At 71.7% G+C, this 14,886-nt stretch carries 13 protein-coding genes; 8 read left to right on the forward strand and 5 right to left on the reverse strand.

What is annotated here, in order from left to right:
* Window position 1: 1 nt before the first annotated feature.
* The gene (locus ACSURM_RS21620; RefSeq protein WP_436957193.1) at window positions 2-598 is read right to left on the reverse strand and encodes a Uma2 family endonuclease; all 597 of its coding nucleotides are present in this window, start codon (window positions 596-598) and stop codon (window positions 2-4) included.
* 182 nt (window positions 599-780) lie between these two features.
* On the opposite strand from ACSURM_RS21620, the gene ACSURM_RS21625 reads away from it, so the two are divergent.
* From ACSURM_RS21625 to ACSURM_RS21640, 4 genes are all read left to right on the forward strand, one after another.
* Window positions 781-2,589: an ABC-F family ATP-binding cassette domain-containing protein gene (locus tag ACSURM_RS21625; RefSeq protein WP_436957195.1), complete on the forward strand. Its 1,809-nt coding sequence runs from the start codon at window positions 781-783 to the stop codon at window positions 2,587-2,589.
* 237 nt (window positions 2,590-2,826) lie between these two features.
* Window positions 2,827-4,665: an outer membrane protein assembly factor BamB family protein gene (locus ACSURM_RS21630; protein ID WP_436957197.1), complete on the forward strand. Its 1,839-nt coding sequence runs from the start codon at window positions 2,827-2,829 to the stop codon at window positions 4,663-4,665.
* Window positions 4,666-4,742: 77 nt separating this feature from the next.
* Window positions 4,743-6,545 (forward strand): outer membrane protein assembly factor BamB family protein, encoded by a 1,803-nt coding sequence (locus tag ACSURM_RS21635; RefSeq protein ID WP_436957199.1) that lies wholly within the window; start codon window positions 4,743-4,745, stop codon window positions 6,543-6,545.
* A 174-nt stretch (window positions 6,546-6,719) separates the two neighbouring features.
* On the forward strand, window positions 6,720-7,406 hold the full coding sequence (locus ACSURM_RS21640; RefSeq protein ID WP_436957201.1) for a helix-turn-helix transcriptional regulator: 687 nt from the start codon (window positions 6,720-6,722) through the stop codon (window positions 7,404-7,406).
* Between the two features lie 18 nt (window positions 7,407-7,424).
* On the opposite strand, the gene ACSURM_RS21645 is transcribed toward ACSURM_RS21640, so the two are convergent.
* Entirely contained in the window at window positions 7,425-7,745 is a 321-nt protein-coding gene (locus ACSURM_RS21645; protein ID WP_436957203.1) for a hypothetical protein, read from the reverse strand.
* 21 nt (window positions 7,746-7,766) lie between these two features.
* The gene (locus ACSURM_RS21650; RefSeq protein WP_436957204.1) at window positions 7,767-9,458 is read right to left on the reverse strand and encodes a sodium:solute symporter family protein; all 1,692 of its coding nucleotides are present in this window, start codon (window positions 9,456-9,458) and stop codon (window positions 7,767-7,769) included.
* 177 nt (window positions 9,459-9,635) lie between these two features.
* On the opposite strand from ACSURM_RS21650, the gene galT reads away from it, so the two are divergent.
* The 3 genes from galT to galK are packed head-to-tail and all read left to right on the forward strand — an operon-like array spanning window position 9,636 to window position 12,834.
* On the forward strand, window positions 9,636-10,721 hold the full coding sequence (gene galT, locus ACSURM_RS21655) for a galactose-1-phosphate uridylyltransferase (protein WP_436957206.1): 1,086 nt from the start codon (window positions 9,636-9,638) through the stop codon (window positions 10,719-10,721).
* Window positions 10,718-11,680 (forward strand): UDP-glucose 4-epimerase GalE, encoded by a 963-nt coding sequence (galE, locus tag ACSURM_RS21660; RefSeq protein WP_436957208.1) that lies wholly within the window; start codon window positions 10,718-10,720, stop codon window positions 11,678-11,680. Before galT ends, galE begins: the two co-directional genes overlap by 4 nt.
* Window positions 11,680-12,834 (forward strand): galactokinase, encoded by a 1,155-nt coding sequence (gene galK, locus ACSURM_RS21665; RefSeq protein WP_436957210.1) that lies wholly within the window; start codon window positions 11,680-11,682, stop codon window positions 12,832-12,834. Before galE ends, galK begins: the two co-directional genes overlap by 1 nt.
* A 7-nt stretch (window positions 12,835-12,841) precedes the next feature.
* Here the strand turns inward: galK and ACSURM_RS21670 are convergent, their stop codons facing one another.
* Window positions 12,842-13,294: a GNAT family N-acetyltransferase gene (locus ACSURM_RS21670; RefSeq protein WP_436957211.1), complete on the reverse strand. Its 453-nt coding sequence runs from the start codon at window positions 13,292-13,294 to the stop codon at window positions 12,842-12,844.
* Window positions 13,295-13,609: 315 nt separating this feature from the next.
* On the opposite strand from ACSURM_RS21670, the gene ACSURM_RS21675 reads away from it, so the two are divergent.
* The gene (locus ACSURM_RS21675; protein ID WP_436957213.1) at window positions 13,610-14,377 is read left to right on the forward strand and encodes a LuxR C-terminal-related transcriptional regulator; all 768 of its coding nucleotides are present in this window, start codon (window positions 13,610-13,612) and stop codon (window positions 14,375-14,377) included.
* Here the strand turns inward: ACSURM_RS21675 and tamR are convergent.
* Window positions 14,336-14,833, reverse strand: a complete 498-nt coding sequence (gene tamR / locus ACSURM_RS21680) for a MarR family transcriptional regulator TamR (RefSeq protein ID WP_030616064.1) — start codon at window positions 14,831-14,833, stop codon at window positions 14,336-14,338. The genes ACSURM_RS21675 and tamR overlap by 42 nt on opposite strands.
* Window positions 14,834-14,886 lie beyond the last annotated feature (53 nt).

Genomic DNA, 14,886 nt, shown 5'->3' on the forward strand with positions numbered 1-14,886 from the left:
CTCAGGGCCGCTTGTTGATTACGGTGAGGTCGATGTCGATGGAGGAGGGCTTGTCGACCTTGATCCGTTCGCGGTGCATTCCCGTGTGCACGTAAGACTGGGTGAGTGAGTCGAGCTCGTAGACGTGGATGACCGGCCCGCCGGTGATTCCGTCCTCCTCGACGCGCCAGTAGTTGGCGATCCCCGCGGCGGCGTACTTCTGAGGCTTGGTCGTACGGTCGCGGGATTCGGAGTCGGGGGAGACGACTTCCACAGCGAGCAGGACGTCCTCGGCATGAAACTTGGTCTGATCCAGCCCCGTGACCGCATCGGATCGAACCACGCTGATATCGGGTTCGGGGGCGTTGCGATGGTCGAGGACGACGGTCATCTCCCGTTCGACGCTGAACTCCGGGCCGAGGGAGCTGCTCAGGCCGTCGAACAACAAGTTGATCACGCGATAGTGGAAGCGGCGCTGAGGACTCACAAAAACCAGGCTCCCGTCGATCAGCTCGGTGTGCGGCGGGAGATCCGGCAGCGTGAACAGGTCGTCCACGGTGTAGCCGTCCTGCGGCGGCACCGGCCACTGGACGCGATGCTCTACGGACTCGGCGGTCATGGTTCCTCCCATGGACGGGATCCTGCTGCCTGCCCTCCACCGTAGCGGCCGATTCCCGATCACGTCATCACAAAGAGTGACAACCCCCTCGCGCCCCGCCCCTCACCCCCGAAGCCCTACGCTAGAAGGCTGACCCACACGGTGGAGCCGCATGTCGATACCGCCCCGCGCACAGGAGTGAAATGGCCGTCAACCTGGTCAATGTCGAGAACGTCAGCAAGGTCTACGGCACCCGTGCCCTGCTGGACGGCGTCTCGCTCGGCGTGTCGGAAGGGGACCGGATCGGAGTCGTCGGACGCAACGGCGACGGGAAGACCACCCTCATCCGGATGCTCGCCAAGCTGGAGGAGGCCGACACCGGAAGGGTCACGCACTCCGGCGGGCTGCGGCTCGGCGTGCTCACCCAGCACGACTCCCTCGACCCCGCCGCCACCGTCCGCCACGAGGTGATCGGCGACATGGCCGACCACGAGTGGGCCGGCAACGCCAAGGTCAGGGACGTGCTGACCGGACTGTTCGGCGGGCTGGACCTGCCGGGCTTCCCCAAGGGGCTGGACACCGTCATCGGACCGCTCTCCGGCGGTGAGCGGCGCCGGATCGCGCTGGCCAAGCTGCTCATCGAGGAACAGGACCTGATCGTCCTGGACGAGCCCACCAACCACCTCGACGTCGAGGGCATCGCCTGGCTCGCCGAGCACCTGCGCAACCGGCGCTCGGCGCTGGTGTGCGTCACCCACGACCGCTGGTTCCTGGACCAGGTCTGCACCCGCATGTGGGACGTGCAGCGCGGTGACGTGTACGAGTACGAGGGCGGCTACTCGGACTACGTCTTCGCGCGCGCCGAGCGCGAGCGCATCGCCGCCACCGAGGAGACGAAGCGGCAGAACCTGGTCCGCAAGGAGCTGGCCTGGCTGCGGCGCGGCGCGCCCGCGCGGACCTCCAAGCCGCGCTTCCGGGTGGAGGCCGCCAACGAGTTGATCGCGGACGTTCCGCCGCCCCGGGACAGCAGTGAGCTGATGAAGTTCGCCTCCTCTCGGCTCGGGAAGACGGTCTTCGACCTGGAGGACATCACCCTCCAGGCCGGGCCGAAGGTGCTGCTCAAGCACGTCACCTGGCAGCTCGGGCCGGGCGACCGGATCGGCCTGGTCGGCGTCAACGGCGCCGGGAAGACCTCGCTGCTGCGCGCCATGGCCGCCGCCGCCCGTACCGACGGCGAGGAGCAGCCCGCCGGCGGCCGGATCGCCGTCGGCAGGACGGTCAAGCTGGCCTACCTCTCCCAGGAGGTCGCCGAACTCGACCCCACCTGGCGGGTGCTGGAGGCCGTGCAGCGGGTCCGGGAGCGCGTCGACCTCGGCAAGGGGCGCGAGATGACGGCCGGGCAGCTGTGCGAGACGTTCGGCTTCGGCAAGGAGAAGCAGTGGACGCCGGTCGGGGACCTCTCCGGCGGCGAGCGGCGGCGGCTCCAGCTGCTGCGGCTGCTCATGGACGAGCCCAACGTCCTCTTCCTGGACGAGCCCACCAACGACCTCGACATCGAGACCCTGACCCAGCTGGAGGACGTCCTCGACGGCTGGCCCGGCTCGATGATCGTCATCTCCCACGACCGGTTCTTCGTGGAGCGGACGACGGACCGGGTGTTCGCGCTGCTCGGCGACGGCACCCTGCGCATGCTGCCGCGCGGCATCGACGAGTACCTGGAGCGGCGCCGGAGCATGGAGGAGGCGGTCGCCGAGCGTGCCGCCGCCGCGGCGCCCAAGCCGGTCACGGCGGAGAAGAGCGCCGCCGACCAGCGCGCGGCGAAGAAGGAACTCCAGAAGATCGAGCGCCAGTTGGACAAGATCTCCGAGAAGGAGACGAAGCTGCACGCGCAGATCGCCGAGAACGCCACCGACTTCGCGAAGGTGGCCGAACTGGACGCCCAGCTGCGGGATCTCGCCGGGGAGCGGGAGGAACTGGAGCTGCGCTGGCTGGAACTGGCCGAGGACGCCTGACCCTCGACCCGGCGCGCGAAGGGGGCGCGTGTGCCGGGTGAAGGGGGCGTGAAGACGCGTAACGACGGCGTCACGGGCCGGTCCTCCCTTGGGAACCGGGGAGGCGAGGCCCCCTGCGCTGTCACCGCCGGGTGATAGAAAGAGCCGTCTGAAAACCATCTGATCAACGGCCCAGAGGCGACCGTCGTGTGCTTCGGGGCGTGGCTAGAAATCAGTGAACGAGGGGGAAGAGCGCTGATGACCCAGCCGCCCGACCAGCCGCCGCAGGGCGGATTCGGAGCACCGCAGGAAGCACCGCAGGGCCGGCCGCCGCAGCCTGGTGGTTTCGGCGCGCCCCACCCCCCGCCCGCCCAGGGCGGTTTCGGCGCCCCTCCGCCCCCGCAGACCCCTCCGGCGCAGGGCGGCTTCGGCGCGCCCCAGCCCCCTGCCGCGCCCCCGCAGCCCCAGCCCGGCTACGGCTACCCGCAGCCGGGTCCGTACGGCAACGCCCCGGGCCCCTACGGACAGCCGCAGCCGGGCCCGTACGGGTACCCGCAGCAGGCGCCGCAGCAGCCGGGCCCGTACGGCGCCCCGCAGCCCGGTTACGGACAGCCGCCGCAGCCGCCGTACCCGGGCATGCCCGGAACCGCGCCCGGCATGCCCGGGGCCCCGTCCGGCGGGCCGGGCAGGAAGAAGACGGCACTGGTCGTCGGGTCCGCGGTCGCCGCGCTGCTCGTCATCGGCGGCACGGTGTTCGCGGTCACCTCGGGCGGCGACGACAAGGGCGGCGGCGAGAAGCCCGTCGCCCACGGCAGCGACGGCCCCGGGCCCACCGGCACCGCCTCGCCCACGGCCTCCGGCGGCGCGGACCCGGACCACCTCAACGACGGACGCGGCCCCGGCGAGGCCAAGGTCCTCTGGTACGCGTCGCCCCCCGACGCCCCCGCGTCCGGCGCCGACGCGCCCGGCATGTGGATCACCGGCGACACCGCGGTGAAGGCGGCCTACAAGCAGGTCTTCGCCTTCGACGCCGCGGACGGCCGCACCGCCTGGGGACCGGTCTCCTTGCCGCAGAAGATCTGCGCGGTCACCCCGCACAAGTCGGCCGACGACAAGATCGTCGTGGCCTACATGAGCGGCGCCGGCGAGCGCGCCAAGTGCAACCAGCTCCAGCAGCTCGACCTGCGCACCGGCGAGAAGGGCTGGAGCGGCGAGGTCGCCGACGGCGGCCTGTTCGACAGCGCCCTCACCGTCGAGCTGACGGTCAGCGGAAAGACGCTGATGGTGGGCCGTTCGCAGTCGGGCACGGCGTACGACATCGACAGCGGCAAGAAGCTGTACGACAAGAAGCGGTACGGCGCGGCCTGCTTCCCGGCCGCCTACGCGGGCGGTACCGACCGGCTGATCCAGGTGTCCTCCTGCGGCGTCGGCGGCTCCGACGAGCACGAGGAGATCCAGGAGCTGGACCCGGCGAACGGCACGGTGCGCTGGACGCAGAAGCTCAAGAAGGGCTGGGAGGTCAGCCGCACCTACTCGGTCGACCCGCTCGTGGTGTATCTGACCAACCGCGAGAAGAAGACCTGGAACATCTCGGCCATCACCGCGGACGGCAAGGTCCGTTCGCAGGTCGCGGTGGACGAGAAGTTCGCCCCCCGCTGCGGCTGGGCGGTCCTCCAGCGCGAACTCCAGGGCTGCCAGGGCGTCGCGGTCGACGGCGACACGCTCTACCTGCCCACCGACGCCACCGTCAGCGCCAACGAGATCGTGGCCGTCGGCCTCGCCGACGGCAAGGAGAAGTGGCGGGTGAAGTCCCCGGGCGACCGGCCGATGTACCCGGTGAAGACCGAGGGCGGCAAGCTCGTCGCGTATGTGCGGCCGTCGTACGACAGCGGCGGCCAGGTGGTGTCGGTGCCGACGGCCGGGTCCACCCACGGCACGACCGCGCTGCTGCGCAACCCGCGGGGCGCCGCCGGTGCCGAGAACGCCTTCTACGACGGGGTCGTGGACTGGACCGGCGGGCGGCTGTTCATCTCCACGGGCCGGGTGTCCGGCGACGACGACTCCAAGGAGAAGCTGATCATGGCCTTCGGCGACTGAGCCGGGCGTCGGCTCCCGTCCTCCCGCGTCCCCTTCTCGCCGTCCGCCCGCAGAGCGTCACCGAGGTACCCGCCGCCATGACCCAGCCGCCCCCGCCCCCGCCGCACCAGCCCCCGCAGCCGGGATACGGATATCCGCCGCAGCCCCCGCAGCCGGGATACGGCTACCCGCCGCCCCCGCCGGGGCCCGGCTACGGCCCGCCCGGCGCGCGGCCGGGCCCGTACGCCCAGCAGCCGCCGGCCCCGCCGGCCCGGCCCCCGGCGTACGGCGCCCCGCCGCCCGCCGGCTACGCCCCCCAGCCGCACAACCCCTACGCCCAGCCCGCCCAGCCCGTGCCGGGCACGCCGGGCACGCCGCCGGGCTACGGCTACCCGGGTCCGGGGCAGCCGCCGGCCGCGCCGATGGCGCCCGGGCCGGTGCCGGGCGGCGGCCGGCGGAACACCACCCTGTTCATCGTGGTGGCGGCGGTCGCCGCCATCGCGCTGATCGTCGGCGGCGGCATCTGGTACGCCGGTTCCGCCGGGGACGACGGCCCCTCCCACGACCCCGTCTCCTCCGCAGGTCAGAGCGGCTCCGCGAGCGGCGGCTCCGGCGGCTCCGCGAGCGGGGGCGGCGGTGGCGGCAAGGAGAAGGTGCCGGCCGACCCGGCCGCCGAGGTGCTGTTCAAGGTGCCGCTGCCCACGACGGACGACACGGTCGTCACCTCCGGCTCCTGGCTGACCGACACGGTGTACGCCAAGAGCGGCATCGCGGAGATCACCGGCTACGACCCGGTCCGGGGCGGCGAACTGTGGAAGCTCAAGCTGCCCGGACCGATCTGCGCGGCCAGCGGCCACGTGAACGACGACGGCCGGACGGCGGTCACCTTCCAGCCGAAGATGCCCCCGAAGGACTCCTCGGCGGGGTGCAGCCAGGTCGCCGCGATCGACCTCGCCGCGGGCAAGCGGCTGTGGACGAAGACGATCAAATCCGGTGACTACCCGGTCACCTTCCAGAATGTGACGGTCGCCCAGCACACGGTCGCGGTCGGCAGCTCCGACGGCGGTGCCGCGTTCGACATCGACTCCGGCAAGGCGCTGTGGCAGCCCAAGGCGGGCGACTCCTGCTCCGACGCTGGGTACGGCGGTGGCGCCCGGCTGGTCGCGGTGCGCAAGTGCGGCGCGTACGACAACCGGAAGCTGCACATCCAGAACATCGACCCGAAGTCCGGCAAGGTGATCTCCGAGTACGAGATGCCCGACGGCGTCGAGTACGCGTCCGTCGTCTCCACCGACCCCCTCGTGGTCGCCGCCGACGTCGGCGACGCCGCGGGCGACGGCAGCGGTGTCTCGGACTACTTCTCCATCGACGACAGGACCGGCGGCCTGCTCGCCCGGATCCCCGCGCCCAGCGACACCTACGGGGGCCGCTGCGACGGCATCACCCGCGTCGAGGGCTGCACCCAGGTCGTCGCCGGCAACGGCAGGCTGTACCTGATGACCGAGTCGCACGACGGCCGGGCCGAGTACAGCAGGACGAACGAGATCGTCGCCTTCGACCTGCGCACCGGCAAGCCGACCGGGCAGCGCGCCGAGGCCGGCGACGGCTACACGCTCTCCCCGCTGCGCATGGACGGCGGCAACCTGCTGGCCTACAACGCGCCGCCGTACAACAAGGGCGGCCAGGTCCTCAGCATCGACGGCGGCACCTTCAAGGCGACCAAGCTGCTGGAGAACCCCGCCGAGCGCAGCGTGCACACGGCGGAGACCAGCCTGCTGCCCGAGTACGCCGAGGTGCTCTTCGGCAAGGGCCGCCTGTACATGTCGGCCCGGTTCGCCCACAAGCGCAACCGGACGTACGACGAGGAGTACCTGGTGATGGCGTTCGGCACGGACGGCTGACCGGCCGCCGGCGCCGTCGCCGGACTCGCCCGAAGGAGTGAACTGCCCAGTGGTGCCCCGGATTTCATCGATCCGGGGCACTTCTCTTCTGGAGGGGCAGCGCGACGTCGAACAAGCGTGTAGCTTCCGGGGGCATGAAGCGCGGGGGTGCCGGGGGGACTGGGGGGTTGCTCAATGGGAGTGCGGCTCGTGGTCGTCGACGACCATCGCCTGCTCGCGGAGGCGCTGGCGTCGGCGCTCAAGCTGCGCGGGCACCGGGTGGTCGCCGCGGCGGCACCGGCCGCGGGCGCGGCGGACCTGGTGATCGCCCGGGCACCCGAGGTGTGCCTGCTGGGCACGGCGGCACCGGCCGAGCCGGGCGCCTTCGACCCGGTGGTCAAGATCAAGCGGGAGCGTCCGCAGGTGGCGGTGGTGGTGCTCGGCCCGGTGCCGTCGCCGCGCGGCATCGCGGCGGCCTTCGCGGCGGGCGCGTCGGGGTACGTACGGCACGACGAGCGGATCGAGGGCGTCGAGCGGGCCATGATGAAGGCCCGCGCCGGGGAGGCGGCCGTCGCCCCGCAGCTGCTCCAGGGCGCCTTCGGCGAGCTGCTGAACCCGGCCGCGCAGCCCGATGACGAGGCCCAGCGGCTGCTGGAGATGCTGACGCCGCGCGAGGTGGAGGTCCTGGTCCGGGTGGCCGACGGCGAGGACACCCGCCTGATCGCGGCGGGCATGGGCATCGCCCCCAGCACGGCCCGCACCCACGTCCAGCGGGTCCTGATGAAACTGGGCGTCGGCTCCCGCCTGGAGGCGGCGGCCCTGGCCGCCCGCACGGGCCTGCTGGAACGGGCCGGGCCGCGCGGGAAGACGGGCCCGGCCTAGGCGTCGTGGAAGGGCGCGCTACTCCCTCCGCTCGTCCTGCGGCGGCAGCACCGTGGGACGGAGCTTCAGCCACGCCAGGAAGAAGACGCCCAGCAGCAGCATGCCGATCCCGGTCCACAGGTTGATGTTGACGCCCTCGGCCTTGTCGATCGCGGCCTGGGAGTCGGTGATCCCGGTGATGGTGACGATGACGCCGTAGACCACGAACAGCCCGCCGATGACGCGGCGCAGATCGAAGATGCGGGCCGCCGTCGCGGACTTGGTCTCCAGCTCGGAGACCTCCCGCTGGACGTCGTGCTCGGTGGGGTGCGGCGGACGGTGCTCAGGGTGCTCGGTCATGATCTCCTCGATCCTCCCGCGTCAGAACGAGAACGGGATGTAGCAGGCGGCGGCCAGGACGACAGCGCCCCAGCCCAGCAGGGCCGGCTTGCGGTACCACGCGTCGTCGCCCTCGGCGGGCGGCTCGGACATGCCCGGGGACCGGGTGCCGTAGACCAGGCCCTGGAGCTCCTCCACCGGCTTCGGCTTGGTGAACAGGGACACCGCGATCATCACGACCGCGCCGGCGACGAACCCCGCGATCGCGGAGACGAAGTTGGCGCCCTGGTCGGAGGGGATGGAGATGACGCCCTTCTTGTAGAAGACGAAGTAGTTGATCATCGCCGCGGTGGTGCCGGCGAGCAGGCCCCAGAAGCCGGACTTGACGGACGCCCGCTTCCAGAACATGCCGATGATGAAGACGACGAACATCGGCACGTTGAAGAAGGAGAACAGCGTCTGCAGGTAGCTCATGATGTTCGAGAACGAGGACGCCAGGAACGCCGTGCCGATGGAGGCGCAGACGCCGATCACGGTGATCAGCCGGCCGAACCGCACGTAGTACTCGTCCTCGCGGTCCCGCACCACGTACTTCGCCCAGATGTCGGTGGTGAACACCGTGTTGAACGACGACACGTTCGCCGCCATGCCCGCCATGAAGGCCGCCAGCAGACCGGTGACGGCGATGCCGAGCACGCCGTTGGGCAGCAGCTCCTGCATCAGGTAGGGGATGGCGTCGTTGTACTGGAGCCCCGACTCCTTGCTGCCGATGTTCGGCACCAGCGCGGCGGCGGCCAGGCCCGGGATCATCACCAGGAAGACGATGAAGATCTTCGGGAAGGCGGCGATGAGCGGGGTCCGCTGCCCGGCGGAGAGGTTCTTCGCGGACAGGGCGCGCTGCACCTCGGCGAAGTTGGTGGTCCAGTAGCCGAAGGAGAGCACGAAGCCGAGGCCGAGGACGATGGTGAGCCAGTTGGCGCCGAGCGGGTTGGCCTCCCCGATGCCGGTGCCGCCCCAGGCGGTGGTGAAGTCGGCGCCGTGTCGCGCGGTGAGCTTGTCGGTCAGGCCGTCCCAGCCGCCGGCCTTCTTCAGGCCGAGCACGGTGATGGGGATGAGCGCGGCGAGGATCACGAAGAACTGGAGCACCTCGTTGTAGATCGCCGAGGACAGACCGCCCAGGGTGATGTACGCGAGCACGAAGGCGCCGGCGACGACGATGGCGACCCACTGCGGCCAGCCGAGCAGGGCCTCGACGACGATCGCGAGGGCGTAGAGGTTGACGCCCGCGATGAGGACCGCGGCGAACGCGAAGAGCGCCGAACTGAGCAGGTGGGCGGCCTTGTCGAAGCGCAGCAGCAGGAACTCGGGGACCGAGCGGACCTTGCTGCCGTAGTAGAAGGGCATCATCACCAGGCCGAGGAAGACCATGGCGGGGATGGCGCCGATCCAGTACCAGTGGACGGTGTAGGCGCCGTACTGGGCGCTGTTGGCCGCCATGCCCAGGATCTCGGTGGCCGCCAGGTTCGCCGAGATGAAGGCGAGGCCGGTGATCCAGGCGGGCAGCGAGCGTCCGGAGAGGAAGAAGTCGAGGCTGGTCTTGACGGAACGGCGGGCGGCGAGGCCGATGCCGAGGACGACGACGAAGTAGATCGCCAGGATCGTGTAGTCCAGCCAGTTGGTGGGGAGCCGTAGCTCCGCCGCCAGGTGGGTGGGGGCGTATGGGGGGGTTTGCATGAGAACTCGCTTCGTTGCGCGAACTGATCCAAGCGGAACCTACGCCGCCGTGTTCGGTATTTGAACACTGTGACTGGTGTTCTTTGTTTGATTGTGATCGAGCACGGGGGTGTCGGGTTGTGCTCTGTTATGTTTGATTGTGTTGAGTGATGGAGTGGGGACGTGGAGGAGTCCGGCGTGAAGAAGACCCCGACCCGGCTTGCCGACGGTCGTGAGCTGATCTACTACGACCTTCGGGACGACACCGTGCGCGACGCGGCCGACCGGCGCCCCCTGGACCGTACGGTCACCACGTCCGAGGTCCGCCGCGACCCGCTGCTCGGTGACGCCGTCGCCGTCGCCTCGCACCGCCAGGGCCGCACCTACCACCCGCCGGCCGACGAGTGCCCCCTGTGCCCCACGCGCGGCGACCGGCTCAGCGAGATCCCGGACTCCTCGTACGACGTCGTGGTCTTCGAGAACCGCTTCCCCTCCCTCGCCGGCGACTCCGGCCGCTGCGAGGTCGTCTGCTTCACCTCCGACCACGACGCCTCCTTCGCCGACCTCACCCCCGAGCAGGCCCGCCTGGTGCTGGACGCGTGGACGGACCGCACCGCCGAGCTGTCCCAGCTGCCCTCCGTCGAGCAGGTGTTCTGCTTCGAGAACCGCGGCGCCGAGATCGGCGTGACCCTGGGCCACCCGCACGGGCAGATCTACGCCTACCCCTTCACCACCCCGCGCACCGCGCTGATGCTCCGCTCGCTCGCCGCCCACAAGGAGGCCACCGGCGGGGAGAACCTCTTCGACGCGGTCCTGGAACGCGAACTGGCCGACGAACGGGTCGTCCTGGAGGGTGAACACTGGGTGGCCTTCGTGCCGTACGCGGCCCACTGGCCGTACGAGGTCCACCTGTACCCCAGGCGCCGGGTGCCCGATCTGCTCGCGCTGGACGAGGCGGCCCGCACAGAGTTCCCCCAGGTGTATCTGGAACTCTTGAAGCGGTTCGACCGGATCTTCGATGGGCGGGACGGAGGGGAAAGCTCCGCGGGCGAGCCTCCGACGCCGTACATCGCGGCCTGGCACCAGGCCCCGTTCGGGACGCTGGAGGAGTTCGACGGCGTGACGCGCGACGACTTCGCGCTCCACCTCGAGCTTTTCACCATCCGCCGCACTTCCGGCAAACTGAAGTTTCTCGCGGGTTCCGAGTCCGGCATGAGCGTGTTCATCAACGACGTGCCGCCGGAGCGCGCGGCCGAGCGACTGCGAGAGGTAGCGAGTTCATGAAGTACCTGGTGACGGGTGGCGCCGGATATGTCGGCAGCGTCGTGGCCCAGCACCTGCTGGAGGCCGGGCACGAGGTCACCGTCCTCGACAACCTCTCCACCGGCTTCCGCGCCGGCGTGCCCGCCGGGGCCGACTTCGTCGAGGGCGACATCCGCGACGCGGCCAAGTGGCTCGACCCGTCCTTCGACGGCGTGCTGCACTTCGCGGCGTTCTCGCAGGTCGGCGAGTCGGTGGTGAAGCCGGAGAAGTACTGGGACAACAACGTCGGCGGCAGCATGGCGCTGCTCGCCGCGATGCGCGAGGCCGGCGTGCGCAAGCTGGTGTTCTCCTCCACCGCGGCGACCTACGGCGAGCCCGAGCAGACCCCCATCCGGGAGACCGCCCCGACGCGGCCCACCAGCCCCTACGGCGCCTCCAAGCTCGCCGTCGACCACATGATCACCGGCGAGGCGCACGCCCACGGCCTGGCCGCGGTCTCCCTGCGCTACTTCAACGTGGCCGGCGCCTACGGCGCGTACGGCGAGCGCCACGACCCCGAGTCGCACCTGATCCCGCTGGTCCTCCAGGTCGCCCAGGGCCGCCGCGAGGCCATCTCGGTCTACGGCGACGACTACCCGACCCCCGACGGCACCTGCGTCCGCGACTACATCCACGTGGCGGACCTGGCCGAGGCCCACCTGCTGGCCCTGGGCGCCGCCGCCCCCGGCGAGCACCTGATCTGCAACCTCGGCAACGGCAACGGCTTCTCCGTGCGCGAGGTCATCGAGACCGTCCGCGAGGTCACCGGCCACCCGATCCCGGAGGTGACCGCGGAGCGCCGCGGCGGCGACCCGGCGGTCCTGGTCGCGTCCGCGGACACCGCCCGCGAGAAGCTGGGCTGGAACCCGTCCCGCGCGGACCTCGCGGGCATCGTCGCGGACGCGTGGGAGTTCGCGCAGAGCATCACGAGGGAGCACTAGTGGGGGCACAGCAGGTCGCGGACCGCTTCGCCGAGCTGTACGGGGCACGGCCCGAGGGCGTCTGGGCGGCGCCGGGCCGGGTCAACCTGATCGGCGAGCACACCGACTACAACGACGGCTTCGTCATGCCGTTCGCCCTGCCGCACCAGGCGGTCGCGGCGGTCTCCCGCCGCACCGACGGCGTGCTGCGCCTGCACTCGGCGGACATCGAGGGCGGGATCACCGAGCTGCGCCTGGACGACCTCGCCCCCGGCGGCGACCACGACTGGACGGCCTACCCGGCGGGTGTGGTCTGGGCGCTGCGCGAGGCGGGCCACGGGATCACCGGTGCCGACGTCCACCTGGCGTCCACGGTCCCGACCGGCGCGGGCCTGTCCTCCTCCGCCGCCCTCGAGGTCGTGATCGCGCTCGCCCTCGACGACCTGTACGGCCTGGGCCTGAAGCCCTGGCGGCTGGCCCGGCTGTGCCAGCGCGCCGAGAACGTCTACGTCGGCGTGCCCACCGGCATCATGGACCAGACGGCGTCGGCCTGCTGCGAGGCCGGCCACGCGCTGTTCCTGGACACCCGCGACCTGTCCCAGCGGCAGATCCCCTTCGACCTCGCGGCCGCGGGCCTGCGGCTGCTGGTGGTGGACACCCAGGTCAAGCACGCGCACAGCGGCGGCGAGTACGGCAAGCGCCGGGCCGGCTGCGAGAAGGGCGCGGCCCTGCTCGGCGTCGACGCCCTGCGCGACATCCCCTACGACGGCCTGGACGCGGCCCTCGCCCGCCTCGGCGACGAGGAGGAGGTCGTCCCCCTGGTCCGCCACATCGTGACGGAGAACGAGCGCGTCGAACGCACGGTGGCGCTGCTGCGGGCCGGCGACCCCCGCGCCATCGGCCCGGTCCTCACCGAGGGCCACGCCTCCCTGCGCGACGACTTCCGCATCTCCTGCCCGGAGCTGGACCTGGTGGTGGACACCGCCCTGGCCGGCGGCGCCCTCGGCGCCCGGATGACCGGCGGCGGCTTCGGCGGCTCGGCGATCGTCCTGGCGGAGGCGACGGAGGTCGACACCCTGACGAAGTCCGTCGAGGAGGCCTTCGCCGCGGCCGGCCTCACCGCGCCCCGCGTCTTCGAGGCGGTCCCGTCGGCGGGCGCCCGGCGGCTCGCCTGACCCGTCGTCAGCCCAGGCGTTTGGTCAGGGTGTACTCCGTGATCCCCGGCGGGTAGTCGGGGATCACGCAGACCACGTCGTAGCCCTGCCTGCGGTAGAAGCCGGGGGCCTGGAAGTCCCAGGTCTCCACGCGGGCGGCGGCGCAGCCGCGGGCGGCGGCCAGCCGTTCCGCCTCGGCGAGCAGGCGGGCGCCGAGGCCGGTGCCGCGGTGCCGGGTGTCGACCCACAGGTAGGTGACGTGCAGCCAGGTCGTCCAGGTGTGGCCGACCAGCCCGCCCGCCAGGTCGCCGGCGGCGTCCAGCCCCCACACGTGCAGCGGGGCCTCGCGTTCGCCGGGGGTGCCGCGCAGCGCGGCCAGCACCGGGGACGCCGCCGTGTTGGTGTCCCGCAGGCGTGAGCGGAGCAGATCGCGTCGCGCCTTGTCGACTTCCGTCTCGATACGAAACATGCGGCACACCATAAACGTGCCGGAGGGTCAGTTCTGCAAATCTCCTTCCGCTGCGTGCCCGCATCCGTACTCTGTGGAACAGCACCGGTGGGGGCCGGTGCCGCTCAGGGGGCGAGACACGCGGGTACGGCGCCCGCGGTCGGGGGTGGCAGTCTCCGCGACGGCGGCGGCCGCGCGGCGCGTCGCCCCTGTCCGCCGGTGTCGTGCCCGTGCCGGTCGTCGTTCTCCGGACCTTCTCCGGGCCCGTCCCGGAAGCCGGCTCATTCCGGAGCTTTCCGGACCTTGGACATCCCCTGCTCCACGCGGAGCCACGGGGAAGGGGGTTACGTGGTTCGTATCCGAGTCCTGGTCGTCGACGACCACCGCATCTTCGCCGAGTCGCTGGCCGCCGCCCTGGCCGCCGAACCGGACGTCGACGTCTTCGCCGCGGGCAGCGGCCCGGCCGCGCTGCGCTGCCTGGAGCGGGCGGCCGGCGAGGGCCGCCGCTACGACGTGCTGCTGGTCGACGCCGACCTCGGCGGCCCCCCGCCCGGCGCCCGCCCGGCGGTACCGGTGCGGGACGGCAACGAGGAGGGCCTGGTCGACGGCATCTCCCTGGTCGCCGGGGTGCGCACCGCCCAGCCCGCGGTGCGGTCCGTCGTCCTCGCCGACAGGGACGACCCGCGCCGCGCGGCCCTCGCGCTCCAGGCCGGCGCCTCCGGCTGGGTCGCCAAGGACTGTTCGCTGTCCCGGCTGCTGACGGTGATACGGGGCGTGCTGCGCGACGAGACGCACCTGCCGCCCGCGCTGCTCACCGGGGTGCTCAAAGAGCTGACGGCGGCCCGCCGGCACCGCACCGAGAGCGAGCGGCTGGTGGAGTCCCTCACCCCCAGGGAACGGGAGGTGCTGCGCTGCATGGTCGCCGGGCTGGGCCGCAAGGCCGTCGCCGAGCGGCTGTTCCTCTCCCCGCACACCGTCCGCACCCATATGCAGAACGTCCTCGGCAAGCTGGGCGTCCACTCCACGCTGGCGGCCGTCGCGCTCGCCCGGCGGGCCGGGGTGGGGCCGGTGGACCTAGCCGGGGATGTTGTCGAACGGGGCGGTCAGCTGGCGTAGCAGCCCGGCCAGTTCGGCGCGCTGGGCGCGGGACAGCTCGGCGAGGATCGCCCGCTCCTGCTCCAGCAGCCCGGCCAGCGCCTGGTCCGCGCGGTCCCGGCCCTCGTCGGTCAGCCGGACCAGCACGCCGCGCCGGTCGCTGGGGTCGGGCAGCCGCTCCACCAGGCCCTTCTTCGCCAGCCGGTCGATTCGGTTGGTCATCGTGCCCGAGGTGACCAGGGTCTGCGTCAGCAGCTGGCCGGGGGAGAGCTGGTACGGCGTGCCCGCGCGCCGCAGCGCGGTCAGCACGTCGAACTCCCAGGGCTCCAGCTGGTGCTCGGAGAAGGCGAGCCGGCGGGCGCGGTCCAGGTGCCGGGCGAGTCGGCTCACCCGGCTCAGCACTTCCAGCGGCTCCACGTCGAGGTCCGGGCGCTCCCGGCGCCACGCTGCGACCAGCCGATCGACCTCGTCCTCCATGGAGATCAGTGTAGTGGTTGTGTCGACATGAAGTCTCTTGATGTCAAGCCTCT

Source organism: Streptomyces sp. SudanB182_2057 (genome assembly GCF_964272715.1).
GTDB classification, from domain to species: domain Bacteria; phylum Actinomycetota; class Actinomycetes; order Streptomycetales; family Streptomycetaceae; genus Streptomyces; species Streptomyces rubradiris.

Coding starts and splice junctions, on each gene's coding strand:
- ACSURM_RS21620 (WP_436957193.1), bottom strand. CDS start 598: ATGACCGCCGAGTCCGTAGAGCATCGCGTCCAGTGGCCGGTGCCGCCG.
- ACSURM_RS21625 (WP_436957195.1), top strand. CDS start 781: ATGGCCGTCAACCTGGTCAATGTCGAGAACGTCAGCAAGGTCTACGGC.
- ACSURM_RS21630 (WP_436957197.1), top strand. CDS start 2,827: ATGACCCAGCCGCCCGACCAGCCGCCGCAGGGCGGATTCGGAGCACCG.
- ACSURM_RS21635 (WP_436957199.1), top strand. CDS start 4,743: ATGACCCAGCCGCCCCCGCCCCCGCCGCACCAGCCCCCGCAGCCGGGA.
- ACSURM_RS21640 (WP_436957201.1), top strand. CDS start 6,720: ATGGGAGTGCGGCTCGTGGTCGTCGACGACCATCGCCTGCTCGCGGAG.
- ACSURM_RS21645 (WP_436957203.1), bottom strand. CDS start 7,745: ATGACCGAGCACCCTGAGCACCGTCCGCCGCACCCCACCGAGCACGAC.
- ACSURM_RS21650 (WP_436957204.1), bottom strand. CDS start 9,458: ATGCAAACCCCCCCATACGCCCCCACCCACCTGGCGGCGGAGCTACGG.
- galE (WP_436957208.1), top strand. CDS start 10,718: ATGAAGTACCTGGTGACGGGTGGCGCCGGATATGTCGGCAGCGTCGTG.
- ACSURM_RS21670 (WP_436957211.1), bottom strand. CDS start 13,294: ATGGTGTGCCGCATGTTTCGTATCGAGACGGAAGTCGACAAGGCGCGA.
- tamR (WP_030616064.1), bottom strand. CDS start 14,833: ATGGAGGACGAGGTCGATCGGCTGGTCGCAGCGTGGCGCCGGGAGCGC.